Raw genomic sequence first — 18351 nt, 5'->3', positions numbered from 1 at the left:
CAAAAAGCCCAACTCAGGGTCGGGCTTTGCTCGCGGAAAAACCGCAAAGTAACGAGAAAACTATATGGCGGGACCGGGCCTGTCAAGCTGCCTGACGACGAATATCTAAAGCCCCATCAATCCAGGCAATACCGGCCTTCCATAGCCCGCGCGTCTTCTCTTCGCCGAAGCCCATCTTTTTGCCGACCTCCATCAACGAGCTGTCGCGGGTGGTGTAGTACTTCATCAGCACCTGGCCGCATTCGGGGTAGCGTTTGAGCAGGCGACCCATCAGGCCATCGATCATCAACGCGTCGTCGTCGGTGATCATCGGCGACAGGATGGTGTTCTCGCGGGATGCACAGCAGGACACGCCTGAGCCCAGGACTACCCAGCGGCCCCAATGCTCCAGCAGATCCTCGGCGGTGCGTTCTTTAAAGCTCGGTGTGAAGGCCATGGATCAATCTCCTGTGTGGTTGGTGCCGCCGGCGCCGCGGCGATTGTTTGTGTTGTAGAGCGCCTCCGGGCCGACTGGCACGGGCGTCAACTTGCGAAATTGCGCAAGGTGAGATTCTGCAGCTTGGAGTCGGATGCTCAGTTGCGTCACCAGCACATCCGCCGGCAGCGCTTCACCGGTTTCGGCCGTGACCCAGCCCGAGGCGTTGCACTGCACACAGGCCAGTTCATGGAATACGCCCCTGATCACCGCCTTGCCACGGCATGCAGGGCACTTGGCCAGGTCCAGTTGGGCGGCGCGGAATGCCGGGCCGTGGGTCTTCTTCATGGGCGCGCACCAGCGAAGCCCTCAACAACTGCACCGGCAAAGAAGGACACCACGACGATAGTTGCGGCCCACCCCGAATTGAACGAGACCGCCAGGCCCATGCCACCGACACTGATGATGGTGACGTAGTGCTCCCAGAGGCTGATGCTCGGCTTGAAAAGGTCTTGATTCGCCATTTTTAAACCTCGCCATTAACAATTTGCGGAATTGCCTTGCAGACCACGTCATTCAAGGCGTGCGCGGACTTTTGCGAATCTTCGTATTGGGCGTCAGTCAGGTTGTGAATAGCCTGAAAGCCACGCTCATCTAACCAGTTGTGCCACTTCTCCAGAGCGGCCAGACGCTGCGCTCGGGCCTGGGTGTTGATGTAGGTCGACGCGATCTTGCCCAGCGAGTGGTTCAGCAACATCTCGCCGATGTGCCCGTCGATGCCCAGGTCTGTCCAGGCAGTTCGGGCGACCTTTCTCAAGTCATGGCTGGTCCACTCGCCTTGGCCCATTCGCGTGAACACGGCACTGGCCTGGCCCTCGCTCAATGACCGCCCGCGACGCGATGGGAACAGGTAGATGCCCTCGTAGCCCTGGGCTACCTGCGCGGCCCGGTAGCGACTCAGCAGGGCCTTGGCCTGGGCCGTCAGTGGCAGCCGGTGCTCGGTGCGCGTCTTCGTGTGCTCGGCAGGGATGAACCACTCATCATCGGCCAGGGATATATCGGACCAACGCGCCAGGCGGGTTTCACCGACGCGGGTGCCGTGGCATAGCATCATCAGCGCCAGCATGGCCTCACCCGGGCGACTGTCGAACAGGGCGGCCAGCATCGGCACCACCTTGACCAAGTGCACGCCGCGTAGCCGGGCCGGTTTTGGCATGATGCGAGCCTTGGTGAAGTCGACAAACTTCAGATCGGCCATGGGGTTCTTGTCGATCAGACCAAGCTTACCGGCCTGCCTGAATGCGACGACCAGCAGGCCGAACAGCTGCCGCACGTAGGAAAGGGACAGCACCTCTTGAGCAGGCCACATCAAGAGCTTGTCCAGCTCCGGCGCGCTCACGTCGCGAATCGGCAGTGCTGCCAGCCGAGGTTTCAGGTGACACGCAATAGCAGACTTGGCGCCGGCCTTGCGCTTTGCCGACAGGGATCTGTCCCGGCTCATCCGATCACCGAACCAGTCCAGCAACTGGCCAACTGTAGCGAGACCGCCCAGAGCGACGACCGCAGTAGGGTCGCGCAATAGCCGCTGACGCAGGGCGGGCAGCTCGGCCAGTACCGCGGCAGCCCCAAGGTCAGGGAATCGGGCAATCTGGTTCCAGGCCTTGCCCTTCACCAGGTACCACGATGCACGCTGCCGGTCCTGACCGAAACGCAGGTACAGGCCTGGGTGACGCGGGTCGCGCAGATCGTGCACGGCGGGATCGGCCGCCTGCCGGCGAATCTCGGCGTCTGTGAACTTCACTGCACGGGTCTTGCTCATGCTGCAGTCCTCGTTTGGGGTTGGAGCAGGTACGCCCTGATCGCCTCGATTGCGTCGACGTGCCCGCGGCAGACGATGGCCAGGTAACCCTGATCGGTCAGCGCCTGGAGATATGCGTCTTGCGCCGGGGATACGGGTGCGTCGTAAGGCGCCCTGGCCTTGAATTCGATGTACAGGCCGAAGTGCCCGCCGCGGGCCATCGGCAGCACCAGGTCCGGAACGCCAGCTTTGACGCCCTGCTCCTTGAGCTTGATCGCCACCAACTTGTGGCGGTGCCCGCCATTCGGGACGTGGTAGATCAGCTTTGCCGCGACCGGGTAGCGTGAAGCGACCTCGGCGAGCAGCGCGGCCTGCTCCAGGCCCTCACGATCTACTGGCTTGGCGCGAGCGACTTTTTGCTTGTATGGCTTGATCGATAATGACTTCACGCCTCCACCTCCGACCCGTCGAGCCAGACCATGAACGCCGCCGGAACGTCGGCGCCGGCGTCGGCAACGATCTGGACGCAGCGCTGCACCAGCGCACCCTGGGTGCCATAGGCGTTCTCGAACTGGGCTTTCTGGCCATGGAACGCGAAGCCAGGAAAGCCTTCGGCGCCGTACCCATGCTGGTGGTGGCCGGCGCACAGTGGCAGCACGTACCAGTGCGCATGCGGCTTGGTCCGGCCATCGACGTGGTGGATGCTGCACTGGTCGTTGTGGATGTCCATCGCCACCCGGCAAGCGATGCAGCCAACAGTGGTGACCAGCGTGTCGTGCCAGCGCTTCTGCACAGCCGAGACGGCGCGCCCTTTCATGCTCTCTCCAGAGACGATATCGATAACGTCGAAAGTTGATGGCCACATCATCTGGCCGAATTTGATTGCTGCCGCGCTGTCCTCGAACAGGGCGACAGCGCGGTCAGGGCCAGAGGACAACCCGAGCTTGTACGAGCAGCAGTGCGTGGCGTATCGGTAGCCCGCGGGATCGGTCGGGGCCAGGTGCGGGTCATGCATGACGCGACTCCCCTGCGACGCGCGCTGATGCCTTCAGGCCAAACCTCGCGAGAAGCTGCAGGCGCGCCGTGGGGCCGTCCGCAGAAATACCCATCCTCGCAACCTGGGCATGCGCGACCCGCTCGGTGAGTTCGGCCGCGCGCTGCATTTCGGTCTTGTGGCTGTCATGGCTGATGCCAATGGCGATATCACGCAATGGCTCGCCATTCATGATCATTCGGATGGTGATGTCGTAGTTGCGGTCGAACAGGTCACGGCCAATTGCCGAGTCCTGGTCGTTGAAGTTACCAACCTCGGACTGGAGGGCCGCATGCCTTACGGCCTCATGGGACCAGGTCCTGACACCGCCGCGGCTTGGGTGTAGGTTCTCGATGAGCTCGTTGTAAGCGGCAACGTGGCTGGGTATACCAAGCATTTCCGGCGTCGGCTGGCACATCTTGACGAACTTGCCGATGCTCGGAATGAAGTCGGTGCCCAGCTTTCGGCAGTTCACGACGCCGAAACGGATCTGCTCGAGGTGACTGATCCCTTCGGCCATCAACCCTTTGACCCAGCTCCGCTTTGCGTCGTCCTCGGACTTGGTATCCGGCCACGCCTGGCGCCAGGCGGGGAAGATCGACTTGAGCTCGCGGAAAAGCGTATTCACCACCTCGGCGGTCGCGGTATCGATCTGCGCCGGCGGCGGCGCGCTGAACACCTCGGGCGGGAGGTTGCCCATCTTCGACAGCATGTCGGTCATGGTCTTCGGCTTGAACAGCGGGATAGGCTTTGACATCAGACACCCCCCAGGTCATTTGCCCAGTCCGTGCTGGCGGAATCAGGCTCAGGCTGAGCGGCCGTCGCGGCTCGCTCGCGTTTAATCCAGCCGACCAGCTTGAAGCACCAACCGGCGGGCGTATCAACGACTGAAGTCTTCGCAACGAAGAACCCCTTGAAACCAGCGATCAGTTCGGCAGTGACCGAGTCAGCAGGCAGGCCGGCGATTTTCAGTTGGGTATCCAGGCATGCAGTTGGCGCATCCCACTCGGCGAACATGGCGAAACGTTGGCGGTCACCGAGCGCGTCGATGGCCGCACGGTCTTGCTCGGCGATCACATCGGAAATCTCGCGCTGCTGCTGCTCTTCGGTTACCTGATGGTTAATTGACGTATTGGGTGCAGCTGCTGCACCCCGTTCTGTTCCAGGCTGCACCCCGCTCTGTTGCTGGTTGCACCCCGTTGCGTCATTTGCACCCCGCTCTTCACGAGGTGCAGAATTTGCACCCCGCAATAGTTGGAGGTCGTAGACAACTGGGCGGCGGTCATGGCGATCGATGTGCACAGCAGCAATGGCCTGATTGCCCTTTTTTATCCAGCCGGATCGCTCCAGGTCATCCAGCTTGTAACGCACGGTACGCTCGGAAAGACCGGTGTCCTGGGCCAAGGTCGACGCCGACGGGAAAGCCCCGGCACCGTTCGATCCCGCGTAGTTGGCAAGGCACAGCAGCACGTGACGCGCGCTCGAATCCTTCAGGGATTGGATGGGCAGCGAGAGCGCCCAGGACATTGCTTGAACACTCACAGCGGATTTCCTTGAATTTGTTCGGCCAGGGCAACGATGCCCCGGCGGGTGACCATGACCTGCTCAACGACCTTGAGTTCTTCCTCCGTGCCCTTCCCTACCCTGATCAGCTTGTGCTCGAGCAGGCCGGAGGACAGGCGGGGCTGGTACGCAGACCAGGCAGCAAAGCCGCTACGGCGGTAGATCCAGCGGTTGTCGCTCATCCACTTGAAGAGTTTCAGCGGGCCCAGGCCGAGCTGCTTGGCGGCCGAGGTGATGCAGATCGATCCGTGGGTACCAGCCAGACGCTCAAGTGCTTGAACCTTCGGCGCCTGCTGCTGGATGACATGCTGGAGGTGCAGATTTTGTTCGGCCTGGTCTGCAGCGAGTCGAAGGGCCTCGGCAAAGCTAACGGGGATTTGCAGTTGACCGACCACTTTGGATTCCAGCTCCTGCCACCGGTCGATCACGCGGGCGCGGTGTTCATCGCTGTAGCCGGCCACGACAAGATGGGTATCTCGCTCGATCAGGTCGTAGACTTCAGTTGGCCGACCACCAGTGGATTCTCTGCGGGTTTTACGAGTTGATCGTAAAAGCCCTTTTCTGAAGAGTCGCTCGATTGTCGACACAACGTCGTTGTGGCGCGCCTCAACCAAATCGGCGATCTCACGTGACGACATGGTGTGTCGCGACACGTTCTGCGAATCCGCTAAAAGTGTCGTGACACGAGGGGTATTGCCAGGGGTATCTGTCATGTTCATAATGGCCCCACAGTGTTTTACAAGTTGTTAAAAGAGCCGCCCTGCCAGGCGGTTTTTTTGTGTCTGAAATTCAGGTACTGGATGAATGAACAGATAAATCGTCTGCCTGTCGGTCAGGACCTGAAGGCTGGATACTGGCTACATGGATCGGCGGCCTTAAGGCTGCCGGGATTTGTTCCCCGTACGTATGCCCAGTCGATGTCGGGTCGCAACTCTTCGCAGGTGACCTGCCCAGAGCTTTCGCGCTCAACGTTGATTGCGAGCGAAGCGCTTGGCCGTCGATTGCCGTAGGCAACCTGCTTTAACTGGCCAGGGCTCGTTTCGCAGGCCTTTGCAAAAGCGGCAACAGAGCCACCCTCCAAAGGCTTAAGAAATTCGCGCAGATTCATGTGCATCTCCTGTATTACAGGGAAGATTAGCGTTTGCTAATGCGACTGGCAATAGCAAACCGTAATTTACTGAATGCTAACTGAGGGCGATCATTGGCTGATGGACATCAACCAACTTCGGATAAAGGCTCTACGCCGCGCCATGGGGCAAAAGAGCCAAAAAGATTTTGCGAACGACTACGGGCTGGACGCTTCGTATTTGTCGCAGCTTCTGAATGGGCACCGCAAGCTAGGCGAGAAGGCAGCCGCAACCCTTGAGCAGAAGGTAGGGCTCAAGGCAGGCACCCTGATTTCTCCCAGCTCTACGGAGCCAGATAGCGACTTAGGCACGGAGAGCAATGTGATCGCGATCGATTCGCACAGGAAAGCGAAAGACGCCAGCTTCATCAAAATCCCGCATTTCGATGTCGCCGGGTCCATGGGCGATGGGCGTTTTCCGCCCGATCATCATGTAGAAGTAATTCGAGATATGACAGTCCATCTGGACTGGCTGCGCACCCAGGGTCTGACCTACTCGAAGCTGGAGAACCTGGCGATCGTCACCGGGGATGGCGACAGCATGGCGCCTACGTTCAGTGATGGCGACTCGCTGCTGGTGGATCGGGGTATAACCGAGATCCGCGCCGACGCCATTTACTTCTTTACCCTCGACGGGCAGATGTTCATCAAGCGCCTGCAGCGAATTGCCGGCGGCTCCTTGCGGATGATCTCGGACAACTCTGCTTATCCGCCGCAGATGATCGGTGGGGCAGATCTGGAAAAAGTCCATATCCAGGCACGAGTTTTGCTGGCCTGGAATACCAGAAAGTTATAATTGGGTGACTCAGCCAAATGTTTAATCCAAGGATGAAATGAGATGAATCCTGTCGATGATGCGCAGCAGAGGCTAGTGATCTCTCGCCTTGTGAGGCTTGGCGTACTTCAGAGCGCCTCACTTATGAATCTGAGCGCGGCCATTATGCGCATTGAAGGAGTTCCAAGAGAGGCGTTTGATGAGGCATACGAGGTTTTCTCAGGGATTCAGGGACAACTAGATATTCTGAAAGAGATCCAGGATCAGGAGACGGTCAATGTCCTCCGAGAAGATTGATGTTCGCCTGCTGCAAGCGCAGTATGAAGCGGTAACCAAAGATTTGGATCGGGAAAGAGAGCGTAATGGCGGGCCGAATGAGCCGCCTGGAGGTGGTGAGATGGACGCTCGAGTAGCGGCGCTTGAGAAGGCGATCCCCGACATCCGGGAGAGGCTTGCTCGCGTAGAAACAAAGCTAGACAACGTCGAGAAGACCATGGCTACGAAGTCGGATCTTGAGGCGTTGCAGGGCACAATATCTGCCGATCTCCATAAGGTCATTGGTGACTCCACATGGCGCTTCGTGCAGGTGGCCGTGGTCTTGGCCGGACTTGCATTCACTGCCGCAAAGTTCGTTAACCCATAGTACCAATCCGTATTTCAAAGCCCGGCCCAGTGCCGGGCTTTCTGTTTCTACCCTCCCCTGATCGTCCTGAAACAAGCCGCCGCTGAGCGGTTTTTTTTCGTCTCGCAAAAAATAATTTAGCAAATGCTATTGATAAAATATTTAGCAGTTGCTAATTTACATCTCAAGCCGACGCAACACCGGCCCAGCAGCACCGCTCTTTAGATCCACCGATTCACCCTTGCCGGATCGATACCGGCCACACAAGGCAGAAAGGCAGCGATGAACCGGCCTCAACGGTTCAGATGGGTGGCCACTACCCAAGGCGCGCAGCGTAAAGCGATCGAAAAAAGTGTTCTGGCGGACGGAGTCGCGGCCAGAGAAACAATCTGAACAGATCGGTACCGCGCCAGTAGCGCCAACGATCGCCGAATTTTTCACTGGCTGGCCTTGGCGACAGGGCCAGACGGGAAAACAACCGGGAGTCAAAACGATGAACACAATCATCAACGGCACATGGAAAGGCCAGCTCGGTATGGGCCTTGCGCCGAAAGAACTTCAGTACCTGCTGTCAGCGGCCCAGGGCAAGACGGCCAAGGAGATCGCCCGCCAGTTCGACGTTGCGGCCTGCACGGTCGTCAAGCGACTGAGCAGTGCGATGTTCAAGCTTGGCGTGCACCGCCAGACAGCAATGGTGGCCGAGGCAATGAAGCGGCAGATCATTTCGCCGATGTGCTTCGTCCTTGCCGCTCTGATCGCCATGCACGCGGTAATCGGTGATGACGCAATGCGACGTGATCGCCGGGTGCCGGAGCGTCGAACAGCCCAGGTGCGAGTGCTGCGCCAGGCGGAACGGCCAAGCCTCACCGCTTAACCCGTAAACATCACTTCTGCACCTTGGCGACAGGGTGCAGCGGGATGACAGCCTGTCGCTGAAAGAATCCTGAGCGGGGATTAAGCCGCCTCCGCCACGGCCGTCGGACAATACGGTCTTTGTGGGCACTCCAAAGCAGTGTTCGTTTCGCTCCGTATGAGCGAAGGCTTAGCCAATGAGCCAAATCAAGAACGCTGACAGTCGGAAGAGTACGACGGACAGCCGGGAAAGACTGGCACCCAATTCAATAGGTGGCCACTGCCTGCCCAGTGAGCGAACAGCAGGAGAGTCGCCATGAAGAAATAGCCGAAGCAAAAGCCCTTCCCTATGAAGGCATAAGCGCTCACGTAGGGTGGTACCTGTGAGCAGCAGTAAAGGCCCGGGATTTCTCGGGCTTTTTTACACCTGTCGTTACCCGTCAGCACCCTCCCCAGAGCCAACCGGCAAGATCTGGCGGCCAGGGTGCTGACGAATAACCGCAGCCCAGATCAAGGAGTCGACATGAACCAGACCATTCGCCAGAAACAAGCCGTTCTGCAGGTGTTGCGAGATCGCCTGTCGCTGTCCACCTCTGAGATGTACCAGAAGATCGGGCGCCTGGAGCCGATGCGCCTGCCGCGCTTCAATGTTGTGCCGTTGGGCGCCGGCAAGTTCGACGTGGTTGAGCGATCTACCGGCCGCTCTCGCGGCGCCCGCCAGGGGCACGACGGCGCCTGCCAGTACGCCGAACAACTCGAAAAGAACGCAGACCGCATCGAAGCGACCAGCAAGACGGCAAAGCGCTTCGGCGCAACGCTGCTCCGCTGGACTGTCGGCATGTCGCTGATGCTCGGGGTCTTCGCCTACTACGGAGCTTCACGATGATCGGCGTACCGATGGCGAACCCGCGCGATGCCGTGATCGACGAACTCAACAGGCAGATGGATCAGTTCTTCGGTGGCGGCGGCCAGATCAAAGAGATTGCCCGCGGCGTCAGCTCGTTTGCCCCGCACCTGGGCACTACCGGCCACCACGAACGCCTGCGGGCCGAGCGCGACAAGCTGGCGCCCTCAGTCAAAGCTCAGGCCGAAGCCGGAAAGACCGCAAGCGAAGCAGCGAAGGCCCTGCGCATGCACATCAAGCGCGCGACGCTGATCGCTAAAGAGAACGGATTCAAGTTCGCGGATCCAGCATGAGACGCCCGAGCAAGATCGCCAACGCCCGCCGGCGGATGTTCATCGAGTTACCGGCGGCAAACACAGAGAGCCGCCATGGCCGAGCAAGCACAACCCACGACGGAAGCCTTGAAGCAGCGACGCAAGCGCGAGAAGGCGGCGGAGAAGAACGCTGCATTGGGCGTCGAGAAGTTTACGGTTGAGGTAGCCGGCATCTTCAAGAAAGACCTCAAGCGCCTGATGAAGCAGCACGGCTTCAACAATCAGCAGGAGGTGCACCAGACCCTGCTGCGCAACGTGATCGCCGCCGACTTCGAAACAGCGGCGCAGATGCTCAAGTGTGTCACGACACCCTTTGTTGTTAGCGAAAAGGTGTCGATGCTAATTCGGGCGGCGGGCCTCAAGTCTCTCGCCGACGATCCGCCCGAGCCTGACGACGAAGTCGAAAGACCTGCATAACCCACCCCATTCGCTGCATCCGGTCACGGAGGGCGGCACCTGCATTGGAGAACACCATGAGCCACAACTGCGCATACGTCCGGCAGCACTATCAGGTGCCCGCCGAAGTCGGCCGCCGCGTCATCGCCTACGGAAAGCCCGGCGTCATCCTGGCAGATCGCGGCCACTACATCGGCGTGGTGCTGGACGAAGACCCAAAGAAGCGGATCAGCAACTACCATCCCACCCACGAAATGCAGTACGGCGAAATGGCCGAGACGCTACCGCTGAAAGAGTGGCTGGTCCTGCCGTTCAAACATGATTGGGACGATCTCAACTGGAACCGGGAAGCCCGCGAAGACCTGGTCAGGGTCTGGGCTGCTACTCGAGGCCAGGCCAAGTACAAGGCCTATGAGCGGCTTCAGGATTACTGCCACAGCATCAGGGCAATGCTGCATTTCAAAGTCCGGCGCGCCTGACGGCATTCAGCTACTGAGCACGTTGGCTGCAATCTGGAGCAAAACCGTTGCCGCCGCTGCAAATGCCGCTCTACTGTTCCACTTTGACTGTAAGCGAAGCGTCCCAAAAAGCTCGCCACCGTCAATCACCGCACACTTCCAGTAGTCGCCATCTGGCACCCCCTTGAACTCTGGCGGTACAGGCGCTTTTACGATTGCCGCAATCACCCAGAATCCTGCGGAAGCCAGTCCAACGAAAAGCGACGCGACATTTGCTACTTGTGCGCAGTCCACGGAAATCTCCTTGATCCGGCTCCATGCCGGGCCTTAACCAATAGCCCACTTCAACCAATCACGCCACCCTGGCGAGGCCAGAGGCTGCCCGGAGATAACCCATGAGCACCTTTGCAGTGTTTGGAATGACCCTCGATGTCGCCAAGACCGAGGCCCGCAAGAAAGTCAGCGGCACCCGGAAGAACCCCAAGGCCCCTGGTGGCGTCGAGCCGATCCCGGAAGCCGAATGGCTGGAGTTGGTCGCCAAGCGAACCGAGAAGATCATGGGGGGGGGTACGGTCCGCCAACTCTCACCGCTCTTCGACGCGCCGCAGTACGCCGAGCAGTTCATTGAGTTGGCGCGCAAGACTCTGAGGTGCCGGGACATGCACATCAGGGCCAAGGCGGTGCTTGTCAATGCCAAGGGCGAGCCAATCATCAACCCGAAGACGAAAGCACCGAAGGTCGGGTTCAGCGAGTGGCCGCCGAAGCCGCAGGCGCAGCAAGACCTGGCGGCCTGACCAATCCGCGCTGAACGCCACACCTCAACCAATCACGCCGCCGACGAGGACCTGCCATGGACATCACATACGGCTCAGTGTGCAGCGGCATCGAGGCCGCGACCGCCGCCTGGCACCCGCTGGGCATGGTGCCTACCTGGTTCGCCGAGATCGAACCCTTCCCCAGCGCAGTGCTGGCCCACCACTACCCCGACGTGCCAAACCACGGCGACATGACCAAGCTGGCCGCCCTGGTGCTGGCCCGCAAGATCCCGGCGCCTGACGTGCTGGTCGGCGGCACACCGTGCCAGGCCTTTTCGGTCGCTGGCATGCGTGAAGGCCTGGCCGATCCCCGTGGCGCCCTCACCATCAAATACGTGGAGCTCGCAGATGCAATTGACTATGTTCGCGCCCTCGATCGAAAGCCCCCCGCCGTCACCGTCTGGGAAAACGTCCCCGGTGTCCTCTCAGACAAAGGCAATGCGTTCGGCTGCTTCCTCGGGGCCCTGGTGGGCGAATCCGAAGAACTCAAGCCGCCAGGGGGCAAATGGAAGGACGCTGGTTGTGTGTATGGACCCCGCCGAACAGTCGCGTGGCGGATTCTGGATGCCCAATATTTCGGCCTGGCCCAACGACGCCGTCGTGTGTTCGTTATCTCAAGTGCTCGAGACGGATTCGATCCCGCCGAGGTACTTTTTGAGCGCGAAGGCGTGCGCCGGGATACTGCGCCGCGCCGAGGCGAGAGGCAAGACGCTACCGGCACAGCTCCTTTCGGCCCTGCACTCCAGTGCGGGTGCGGATATGTCTTCGCCGAAGCCCTAGGAAACTACGGTTGCCCGAACTGCGAGGGTGATGAGGGCCCAGCGGTAGATATGTTCGGCGGCATCCCGGCATTCGGCGGGCACAGCCTGGCCGGCTCGATCGAGCGAGCAGCAACGCTCACAGCCAAAGACAGCCGGCTAGACATCGAAAGCGAGACGTTCTTTGTTGCGCCAACGCTCGCCGGCGGCGCTCGAAAGTCTGGAGGCTACAGCCTCGACGACATCCCACTAACTGCCCCCGCCCTTCGCGCCCAGGCCCAAAGCAGCCATCGTGCAGACTCCGAAGCCTTTATCGTAGCAGGCACACTCAATGCCAACGGCAAAGCGGCCGGCAGCGCGACCAACCAGGACGCCGAGTCAGGACTTCTGGTAGTGCACGGTACGCAAGACCCGGTCACTAGTGACAAGCTCGCTTTTGCCCTAGGCCGGAACAGTGGCCAGGAAAACGCCATTCTTGCCTTCTCCTGCAAGGATCACGGCGCTGATGCGGGCATGATCTCGCCGACCTTGCGGGCAATGAACCACTCCGGAAGCCATGCCAACGCCGGCGGCCAGGTTGCCGTCTGTATCACCGGCGACATCACCCATACGCTGAAAGCTGAAGGGTTCGATGGGAGTGAGGGCGGAACAGGCCGTGGGCAGCCGATAGTCGCATGCCGCGACGTAGCCCAGACCTTGACCAGCAACTACGGCAAGCAGGTCGACAACACTGATTCAGCCCTAGGCCCCAACGTCGTGTCTTCCACCAGCGCTGTCCGCCGCCTGACACCGCGCGAATGCGAGCGCCTTCAGGGCTTCCCTGACGACTACACGCAGATCCCTTGGCGCGGCAAGCCTGCCAGCGAGTGCCCGGACGGACCACGCTACAAGGCGATCGGCAACAGCAAGGCCGTGCCAGTGGTTCGCTGGATTGGGATGCGCTTATTGGCTCAGTTGTGTAGCCGATGAAGTCTGATGTTGGCGGTTGAAAGTATCGGCACCTCATCACGGTCGCGCATTCGATTCAGCTCTTCCCGCGCCTCCTGAATCCCTGGCGCGTAGCCTGGCGCCATGGCCGCTATCAGGTTCCCGCTGATGATATGCCGCCCGCACTCAGGACAACCAACATCCCTACCGTCATACGCCGTGTGGTGATCGACCGACTCGGCCCCGCAAATGAAACAAAGCATAAGCACCTCCCCGAACTGATCGGCCAACTGTAGCTGATATTTGCCGACGCCTCACTCCACCGCCCGGGCATGCCGGGCAAGGACTCCCCATGCCTACAGAAAACCGAAACCATCCAGAAGATCAAGACGCAATCGAGAACCTGCACCAGCAGTACGCCGGCCAGATCCATCGTTTCTCTGATGAGCTCATGACGTTCCAGGATGCGGCTTACGCCATGGGCCTCGATCGCGGCAAGCAACTGGCAGCGAACCCAGGCGTCACGCTTCAGGCTGCCCGCGCCAACCGCGTGTACGTGGCCGGGCCGATGACAGGGATCAAGGACTTCAACTACCCGGCCTTCAACGCCGTGGCCGAGCAACTGCGCGCCAAGGGCTACGAGGTGGAGAACCCAGCAGACCACGGCATCGTCGAGGGTGCGCAGTGGGCCGACTACATGGCCTACGACCTGACTCGCCTGGGCCTGTGCGGGGTCATCTGCCTGCTGCCCGACTGGGAGCGGTCTCGCGGTGCCCGGCTGGAAGCACATATCGCCGAGCAACTCGGCATGGCCGTCATGAATCACCAGGGCGTCATTGTTCGGGAGGCTGTATGAGAAACATCCCTGAAGGCTGGAAGCTGGTGCCGGTTGAACCCACGACAAAGCAGCGGATTGCAGTTTGCATGCACCCTGATCTTGCTGCCGCCCTATACCGCTCAATGGTCGGAGCCGCCCCCATGCCGCCGCAAGGTGAATCGTCAGCTTGCGCAAAATCGCAAGTTGATAGGCAGCCATCGCACTGGGCGGAGCCTGGTGGAGCAACGATTACCGCGGAAGTGAAGGAGCACAACGAAATGGTTGGCGGCGCTCCAGCGGCGGCCGCTGCTACCTACACCGCGCCTCTGTTCCCACAAGCCCCAGCACCTGCCGATGCCCGGCCAGTGACGTTACCGGATCGAATGGAACACGGCTTTCACCCGATGGCACATGAGGGCTTTAGAGGCGGCTGGAATTCCTGCATTGATGCCGTGAACAAGCTCGGACCGCTCTACACCCGCCCCGACGCGGGCGACGTTGAGCGGTTGCGCACCGAGGTTAAACGCCTGGCACTGATGGTGGCCCAGGCCGACTACAACTACGACGCCGATCGGCAGCAGTTCAAACGACAGCTAGCCGAGCGGGATGCGTTGCTGCGCAAGGTAGTGAGCTCTGGCAACCTGGTGGCGGAAAACGAGCCTACGGGTGAGACCGTGGCGCTCCACGACAGCATCGAAGCCGTCTTATCCGACAGCGCAGAGCCGGAGGTGAAGCCGTGAGTAAGGCAGAGAGATTTTCAAAGCATGGCGTGCTGCATTCGGACCGAAAGGGCCTATGGGTTCATGCTGGCGACTTCAACCAGAAGATCGAACAGGGCGCTGCCCGCGAGGCAGCCCTGCAACAGCGCCTGACCGCAGCGGATGAGCGGATTGATGCGCTGACTCAAGGCGACGGTGAGCAGGTCGCCATGATGCCGGTGGATCGCAGCTACGACGTCCGGGCGAAAATGATCATCGCATTCAACGAGGCGAAGAAAGCTGGAGGTGATCTGGATGACGCTCTCGACGCCGCATACAAGTCAGCCTTGCGCTATTCGCCAAACCCACTGACTGCCGAGCAGCCCGCGCCGGTAGCGGCGATGCATCCATTCGCTGAAAAGGTTATCCGTAAGCTGGAACGCTTCCAAGAGTGCGCGGATGACGGCCAGGGTGCGGAAATTGGTCGGCACTGGTTTGACCTGCTCACCCAGCTCGGCCTCCTGAATCGTGTGCAGCGCAGTCCTGCACTGTGGGAAATGACCCAGCAAGGCGAAGACGCCCTGGAATTTTCGCGGCAGAGCACCAAATCCCGATAGGAGTACATCTGTACTCCTCCCGCAAAACCTGTAACCCCTCCCCCTTCAAAGTCAGCCGCTATAGCGGCAAGGACGAACTCGCATGAAAAAAATGTATTGGATCCTCCGCGCCGCTCTGCACATGCGCAGCCTGATGGGTTGGTGGAAACCGAAAGACCTGGCCTTCTGCTGGGAAACCGCCGCCGTGATCTACGACAACTACGAGTACGACGGGCGCCTCAGTGAGATCGGCGAACCCGCTGAAGAGATAGCAGAAGAACTCAGCTGCTGGGGAGACTGATCATGACCAACAAACCAAAACCGACCGACGCCGAGATCAAAGGCAAGATCATCTGCTGGGGCTCTCAGCAGATGACCTATGTCATTCGCAACGGCCTGGCCATGGAAGGTCACAAAGGTCTGAAAACGGACTGGGTGCGCCGCCAGTTGCAGCGCCTGGAGAAAGCCGGCGAGGTCAGGCGAATGCCAACACCATATGCCCGGCAGATCTGCTGGGCCCTGGCCGAACCGGTGACGCCATGATCGCCCTCGCCTACATGGCATGGCTCATCTACAAGGGGCCGAAGCCATGAATACCTACCGTCACACCTTCGCCGCTGTCTGCCCATCGGACGGCGAAACCATCATTTACCGCCTTGAATTGCGTTCAGTCGTGATGATCCGCGTCGAGCACATCCGAGCAGCGACCGCCCCGATCAAAAAGGGTTGGCACGAACAGATCGCCGACCGTCTGGCTGAATCACTGGGCGGTGATCAAACCATCATCGCCACGCACCAGGGCGTCGAAATCGAAACGGTGAGGCTCAGCGGATGATCCACTACCACGGCTTGCCAATTACTCCAGAGACAGCTGCGGCCGCTGCGATTGGCGGCGGTCACGCCTTCGTGAGCTTCAGCGATCCCCGGCAACTCGCGCTGGCGGCGCAAGTCTGCCAGTCGTTTGCCATCGACAATGGGGCGTTTTCCGCCTGGAAGCAGGGCAAGCCGGTTACCGATTGGCGGCCGTTCTACCGCTGGGCAGCCGACGCTAAGTTGATACCTGCCTGCGACTTCGCCGTGATACCAGACGTGATCGATGGTGACGAAGCCGCCAACGATGCGCTTATCGAGGAATGGCCACTGCCCAGATGGTTCGGGGCACCCGTATGGCACATGCACGAAAGCCTCGAGCGACTGGAACGCTTGGCGAGCAGTTGGCCAAGGGTATGCATCGGCAGCTCAGGCGACTACTCACAACCTGGCAGCGAATCCTGGTGGGTGCAGATGGGCAAGGCCATGCGCGTGGTTTGCGACGATGACGGCAGACCGATGTGCAAGCTTCACGGCCTGCGCATGCTTGACCCTGCAATCTTTGGCCACCTGCCTCTATCAAGTGCAGACAGCACGAACATCGGCCGGAACATCGGGATCGACCAAGCCTGGCGCGGCACTTACTCACCGCCCACCAAGGAGGCGCGCGCGTCGGTAATGCGCAGCCGCATCGAATCGCATAATTCGCCACCTCGCTGGACTTACCAAATCCCAGAGCCAACGCCGAAACAAGGCGCGCTGCTCTAACCCCATCCAACTATTCAGCCTGCCGGCCACCGGCGCCCGAGGTATTTCTATGTCAGCAGTTCAGCGATTCCACGAAGCAGCCAATGACGCCCTGGTAAAACTCAGCGGGTACTGCCCGCCTGGAGCCAAGCTTGCCCTGGTCATTATCACCCCGGGTGAGCCGGAGCGGGACATCATCCTGGAAGACCAGGGCCTGGATAGAAACGAGGTTGTCAGCGCCCTGCGCCGGCGAGGACTTAGCATCGACGGCGACAACGTCTACAAGCGTGATCTCTGCGACTTGATCGTCGGGGCCATGTCCCTCGGCAAGCAGAACACGAGCCCACCGCCTGCGGGCCACTGGGGCGAACGGTTCTGGGAGATCGGCAGGGCCGAGGGCGAGCTTCAGGAGGAATTGGTCCAGGCCCTGGTTCCGCTGCTGGCGCACTGGGCAGATCTCGCGCCAGGCGAGTCACTGAATGTCGACCGGGCCCGGGTGGCGATCGCCAAGGCCACCGGCACCACGCCACCCAACCCCGAACAGCAATAGCCCAATAGCCCCGTACGGGGAAGAGGTAGATCCATGAAAACGAAGCGCGAACTGATCAAGATCAGCGAATTTCAGCGCCGGCGCTGGGGGGAGAATGGAACGCCGCAATGCCCCCAGGCGATCCGCAATCACATCCGCAACGGTATCGTCCCTGGCGAGCAGATCGGAAAACTCTGGTACGTTGATTGGACCGCATTCAGCAGGTCCAGCGGTAACGACCTGGTGTCGATGGTATTGAAAGGAGCTGCATGATGGTCCCACGGCCGCGCAACAAGGCGAACAAGAGCCTGCCGCAGAACCTGTATTTCGACTCGCGGCGCTCGACCTATCGCTACCGGCGGCCTACCGACGGCAAATGGTTTCAGTTCGGCAGCGACCGAATCAAGGCGATCGATGCCGCGAAGCAGTTGAACTTGGAGTTCATGCGCGGCGCAGATCTGATCAGTGCAGTGATGGGCAGCACCTCCGAATCTTTCGCCGGTTTCCTCGACACCTACGAGCGCGACGTTTTGCCGCCGCGCGAGCTGGCCAAGGGGACTCTGGGGCTGTACGCCGTGCACTTCCGGCGTTTTCGGAAACACTTCGAAGGGAAGGCCATCGACCAGATCACGATCCGCATGATCGCGGAGATGCTGGATGCCCTCACCCCGCGCACGGCCAACCAGTGCCGCGCCCTGCTTGTCGACATATTCAATCACGCTGCGGCTAAGGGCTTGTGCCCGGACAATCCCGCGGCCAGCACCATCAACCGGATCGAGAAGAAACAGCGCAAGAGGCACACCGTCGACGGCCTGAAAGCCATCAGGGAAAAGTCACCCACCTGGCTGCAGAACGCAATCGACCTCGCGCTGATCACGGCACAGCGCCGCACCGACATTCTCAATATGCGATTCGACGGTGTTCGGGAAGGGTATTTGTATGTTGTGCAACAGAAGACGGCGAAAGCCAGTGATGCGGCATGGATCCGGTTCAAGGTGACCGAAGAGCTCCAGGCCGTTATCAGTCGGTGCCGGGATGATATCGCCTCTCCCTATTTGGTTCACCGCCGCCCTGATCGCCTGAAACAGAAGCAGGCGCAGACGAAAGATCACTGGACGCAGGTTGAGGAGCGGTATTTGACTCGGGCCTTCAAGGAGGCTCGGGAGTTGGCAGGCTGTTACAAGGGGTGGAAAGAGGAGGAAATGCCGGGCTTCCACGAAGTGCGAGCGCTATCGCTGCACCTGTACCAAAAAGCCGGAAAGGACGGCCAGAAAATCGCCGGACATGCGAGCGAGAACATGACCAAGAACTACCAGAAAGACCACGCAGAAATCGTATGGTCGGAGGCAATACCCGACCTGAATATCAGCGAAATAACCGGGTAGTTTTGCGCAAGTT

General features: G+C 60.2%; 31 protein-coding genes and 1 pseudogene. 20 read left to right on the top strand and 12 right to left on the bottom strand.

Translation table 11 applies throughout. The features are described from left to right. Positions 1–82: 82 nt before the first annotated feature. From HX866_RS11370 to HX866_RS11320, 11 genes and pseudogenes are all read right to left on the bottom strand, one after another. Complete coding sequence (locus HX866_RS11370) at positions 83–436, bottom strand: antiterminator Q family protein (RefSeq protein WP_065870011.1); 354 nt, start codon at positions 434–436, stop codon at positions 83–85. Between the two features lie 3 nt (positions 437–439). Beyond that, positions 440–763, bottom strand: a complete 324-nt coding sequence (locus tag HX866_RS11365; RefSeq protein WP_177139604.1) for a hypothetical protein — start codon at positions 761–763, stop codon at positions 440–442. Beyond that, positions 760–939, bottom strand: coding sequence for a hypothetical protein (locus tag HX866_RS11360; protein WP_177139461.1), 180 nt, complete (start codon positions 937–939; stop codon positions 760–762). The genes HX866_RS11365 and HX866_RS11360 overlap by 4 nt, the downstream gene beginning before the upstream one ends. A gap of 2 nt (positions 940–941) precedes the next feature. Beyond that, entirely contained in the window at positions 942–2234 is a 1293-nt protein-coding gene (locus HX866_RS11355; protein WP_177139602.1) for a tyrosine-type recombinase/integrase, read from the bottom strand. Further along, complete coding sequence (locus HX866_RS11350) at positions 2231–2662, bottom strand: VRR-NUC domain-containing protein (RefSeq protein ID WP_177139600.1); 432 nt, start codon at positions 2660–2662, stop codon at positions 2231–2233. The genes HX866_RS11355 and HX866_RS11350 overlap by 4 nt, the downstream gene beginning before the upstream one ends. Next, positions 2659–3030 (bottom strand): Ref family recombination enhancement nuclease, encoded by a 372-nt coding sequence (locus HX866_RS11345; RefSeq protein WP_177139778.1) that lies wholly within the window; start codon positions 3028–3030, stop codon positions 2659–2661. The genes HX866_RS11350 and HX866_RS11345 overlap by 4 nt, the downstream gene beginning before the upstream one ends. A gap of 3 nt (positions 3031–3033) precedes the next feature. Further along, a pseudogene (locus HX866_RS11340) lies at positions 3034–3228 on the bottom strand (hypothetical protein); the annotation flags it as partial. After that, entirely contained in the window at positions 3221–4003 is a 783-nt protein-coding gene (locus HX866_RS11335) for a replication protein P (RefSeq protein WP_177139598.1), read from the bottom strand. The pseudogene HX866_RS11340 and the gene HX866_RS11335, both read right to left, overlap by 8 nt. Further along, positions 4003–4773: a helix-turn-helix domain-containing protein gene (locus HX866_RS11330; RefSeq protein WP_177139776.1), complete on the bottom strand. Its 771-nt coding sequence runs from the start codon at positions 4771–4773 to the stop codon at positions 4003–4005. Before HX866_RS11330 ends, HX866_RS11335 begins: the two co-directional genes overlap by 1 nt. An 11-nt stretch (positions 4774–4784) precedes the next feature. Continuing rightward, positions 4785–5447: a phage antirepressor KilAC domain-containing protein gene (locus HX866_RS11325; RefSeq protein ID WP_177139774.1), complete on the bottom strand. Its 663-nt coding sequence runs from the start codon at positions 5445–5447 to the stop codon at positions 4785–4787. Between the two features lie 194 nt (positions 5448–5641). Next, complete coding sequence (locus HX866_RS11320; RefSeq protein ID WP_177139596.1) at positions 5642–5917, bottom strand: transcriptional regulator; 276 nt, start codon at positions 5915–5917, stop codon at positions 5642–5644. 100 nt (positions 5918–6017) lie between these two features. Here HX866_RS11320 and HX866_RS11315 point away from each other — a divergent pair, with 100 nt between their 5' ends. The 8 genes from HX866_RS11315 to HX866_RS11280 all read left to right on the top strand — a co-directional run bounded on the left by HX866_RS11315 (position 6018) and on the right by HX866_RS11280 (position 10277). Continuing rightward, entirely contained in the window at positions 6018–6731 is a 714-nt protein-coding gene (locus HX866_RS11315; protein WP_177139594.1) for an XRE family transcriptional regulator, read from the top strand. A gap of 42 nt (positions 6732–6773) precedes the next feature. Then, positions 6774–7007: a hypothetical protein gene (locus HX866_RS11310; protein ID WP_177139592.1), complete on the top strand. Its 234-nt coding sequence runs from the start codon at positions 6774–6776 to the stop codon at positions 7005–7007. Further along, on the top strand, positions 6988–7353 hold the full coding sequence (locus HX866_RS11305) for a hypothetical protein (RefSeq protein WP_177139591.1): 366 nt from the start codon (positions 6988–6990) through the stop codon (positions 7351–7353). The genes HX866_RS11310 and HX866_RS11305 overlap by 20 nt, the downstream gene beginning before the upstream one ends. Positions 7354–7825: 472 nt before the next feature. Next, entirely contained in the window at positions 7826–8206 is a 381-nt protein-coding gene (locus HX866_RS11300) for a helix-turn-helix domain-containing protein (RefSeq protein ID WP_177139588.1), read from the top strand. Positions 8207–8707: 501 nt separating this feature from the next. Beyond that, positions 8708–9070: a hypothetical protein gene (locus HX866_RS11295; protein ID WP_177139586.1), complete on the top strand. Its 363-nt coding sequence runs from the start codon at positions 8708–8710 to the stop codon at positions 9068–9070. Continuing rightward, positions 9067–9381 (top strand): hypothetical protein, encoded by a 315-nt coding sequence (locus tag HX866_RS11290; RefSeq protein ID WP_177139584.1) that lies wholly within the window; start codon positions 9067–9069, stop codon positions 9379–9381. The genes HX866_RS11295 and HX866_RS11290 overlap by 4 nt, the downstream gene beginning before the upstream one ends. A gap of 75 nt (positions 9382–9456) precedes the next feature. Beyond that, a complete protein-coding gene (locus HX866_RS11285; RefSeq protein ID WP_177139583.1) occupies positions 9457–9819 on the top strand; it encodes a hypothetical protein in 363 nt (120 codons plus the stop codon). Positions 9820–9875: 56 nt separating this feature from the next. Further along, entirely contained in the window at positions 9876–10277 is a 402-nt protein-coding gene (locus HX866_RS11280; RefSeq protein WP_177139581.1) for a hypothetical protein, read from the top strand. A gap of 6 nt (positions 10278–10283) precedes the next feature. Here the strand turns inward: HX866_RS11280 and HX866_RS11275 are convergent, their stop codons facing one another. Continuing rightward, positions 10284–10550: a hypothetical protein gene (locus HX866_RS11275; RefSeq protein WP_177139579.1), complete on the bottom strand. Its 267-nt coding sequence runs from the start codon at positions 10548–10550 to the stop codon at positions 10284–10286. Between the two features lie 101 nt (positions 10551–10651). Between HX866_RS11275 and HX866_RS11270 the strand changes: the two genes are divergently transcribed. The 12 genes from HX866_RS11270 to HX866_RS11215 all read left to right on the top strand — a co-directional run bounded on the left by HX866_RS11270 (position 10652) and on the right by HX866_RS11215 (position 18338). Next, positions 10652–11050, top strand: a complete 399-nt coding sequence (locus tag HX866_RS11270) for a hypothetical protein (protein ID WP_177139459.1) — start codon at positions 10652–10654, stop codon at positions 11048–11050. Between the two features lie 56 nt (positions 11051–11106). Further along, entirely contained in the window at positions 11107–12798 is a 1692-nt protein-coding gene (locus tag HX866_RS11265) for a DNA cytosine methyltransferase (RefSeq protein ID WP_177139578.1), read from the top strand. A gap of 310 nt (positions 12799–13108) precedes the next feature. Next, complete coding sequence (locus HX866_RS11260; protein WP_177139576.1) at positions 13109–13612, top strand: DUF4406 domain-containing protein; 504 nt, start codon at positions 13109–13111, stop codon at positions 13610–13612. Then, a complete protein-coding gene (locus HX866_RS11255; protein ID WP_177139574.1) occupies positions 13609–14313 on the top strand; it encodes a hypothetical protein in 705 nt (234 codons plus the stop codon). Before HX866_RS11260 ends, HX866_RS11255 begins: the two co-directional genes overlap by 4 nt. Then, a complete protein-coding gene (locus HX866_RS11250) occupies positions 14310–14888 on the top strand; it encodes a hypothetical protein (protein ID WP_177139572.1) in 579 nt (192 codons plus the stop codon). Before HX866_RS11255 ends, HX866_RS11250 begins: the two co-directional genes overlap by 4 nt. A gap of 82 nt (positions 14889–14970) precedes the next feature. After that, on the top strand, positions 14971–15168 hold the full coding sequence (locus tag HX866_RS11245; protein ID WP_177139570.1) for a hypothetical protein: 198 nt from the start codon (positions 14971–14973) through the stop codon (positions 15166–15168). A gap of 2 nt (positions 15169–15170) precedes the next feature. Further along, entirely contained in the window at positions 15171–15410 is a 240-nt protein-coding gene (locus HX866_RS11240) for a hypothetical protein (RefSeq protein ID WP_177139568.1), read from the top strand. Positions 15411–15456: 46 nt separating this feature from the next. After that, entirely contained in the window at positions 15457–15702 is a 246-nt protein-coding gene (locus HX866_RS11235) for a hypothetical protein (RefSeq protein WP_177139566.1), read from the top strand. Beyond that, positions 15699–16445, top strand: a complete 747-nt coding sequence (locus HX866_RS11230; protein WP_177139564.1) for a hypothetical protein — start codon at positions 15699–15701, stop codon at positions 16443–16445. The genes HX866_RS11235 and HX866_RS11230 overlap by 4 nt, the downstream gene beginning before the upstream one ends. 49 nt (positions 16446–16494) lie before the next feature. After that, complete coding sequence (locus HX866_RS11225; protein ID WP_256344901.1) at positions 16495–16974, top strand: hypothetical protein; 480 nt, start codon at positions 16495–16497, stop codon at positions 16972–16974. Between the two features lie 33 nt (positions 16975–17007). Further along, positions 17008–17226 carry a hypothetical protein gene (locus tag HX866_RS11220; RefSeq protein WP_177139562.1) on the top strand — a complete coding sequence of 73 codons (219 nt, stop codon included), beginning with the start codon at positions 17008–17010 and terminating at the stop codon, positions 17224–17226. After that, entirely contained in the window at positions 17226–18338 is a 1113-nt protein-coding gene (locus HX866_RS11215; RefSeq protein ID WP_177139772.1) for a tyrosine-type recombinase/integrase, read from the top strand. The genes HX866_RS11220 and HX866_RS11215 overlap by 1 nt, the downstream gene beginning before the upstream one ends. Positions 18339–18351 lie beyond the last annotated feature (13 nt).

Origin of the sequence: Pseudomonas gingeri (assembly GCF_013386165.1) — a bacterium.
Taxonomy (GTDB): domain Bacteria; phylum Pseudomonadota; class Gammaproteobacteria; order Pseudomonadales; family Pseudomonadaceae; genus Aquipseudomonas; species Aquipseudomonas gingeri_C.
This window is presented reverse-complemented; position numbering and strand designations above follow the sequence as displayed.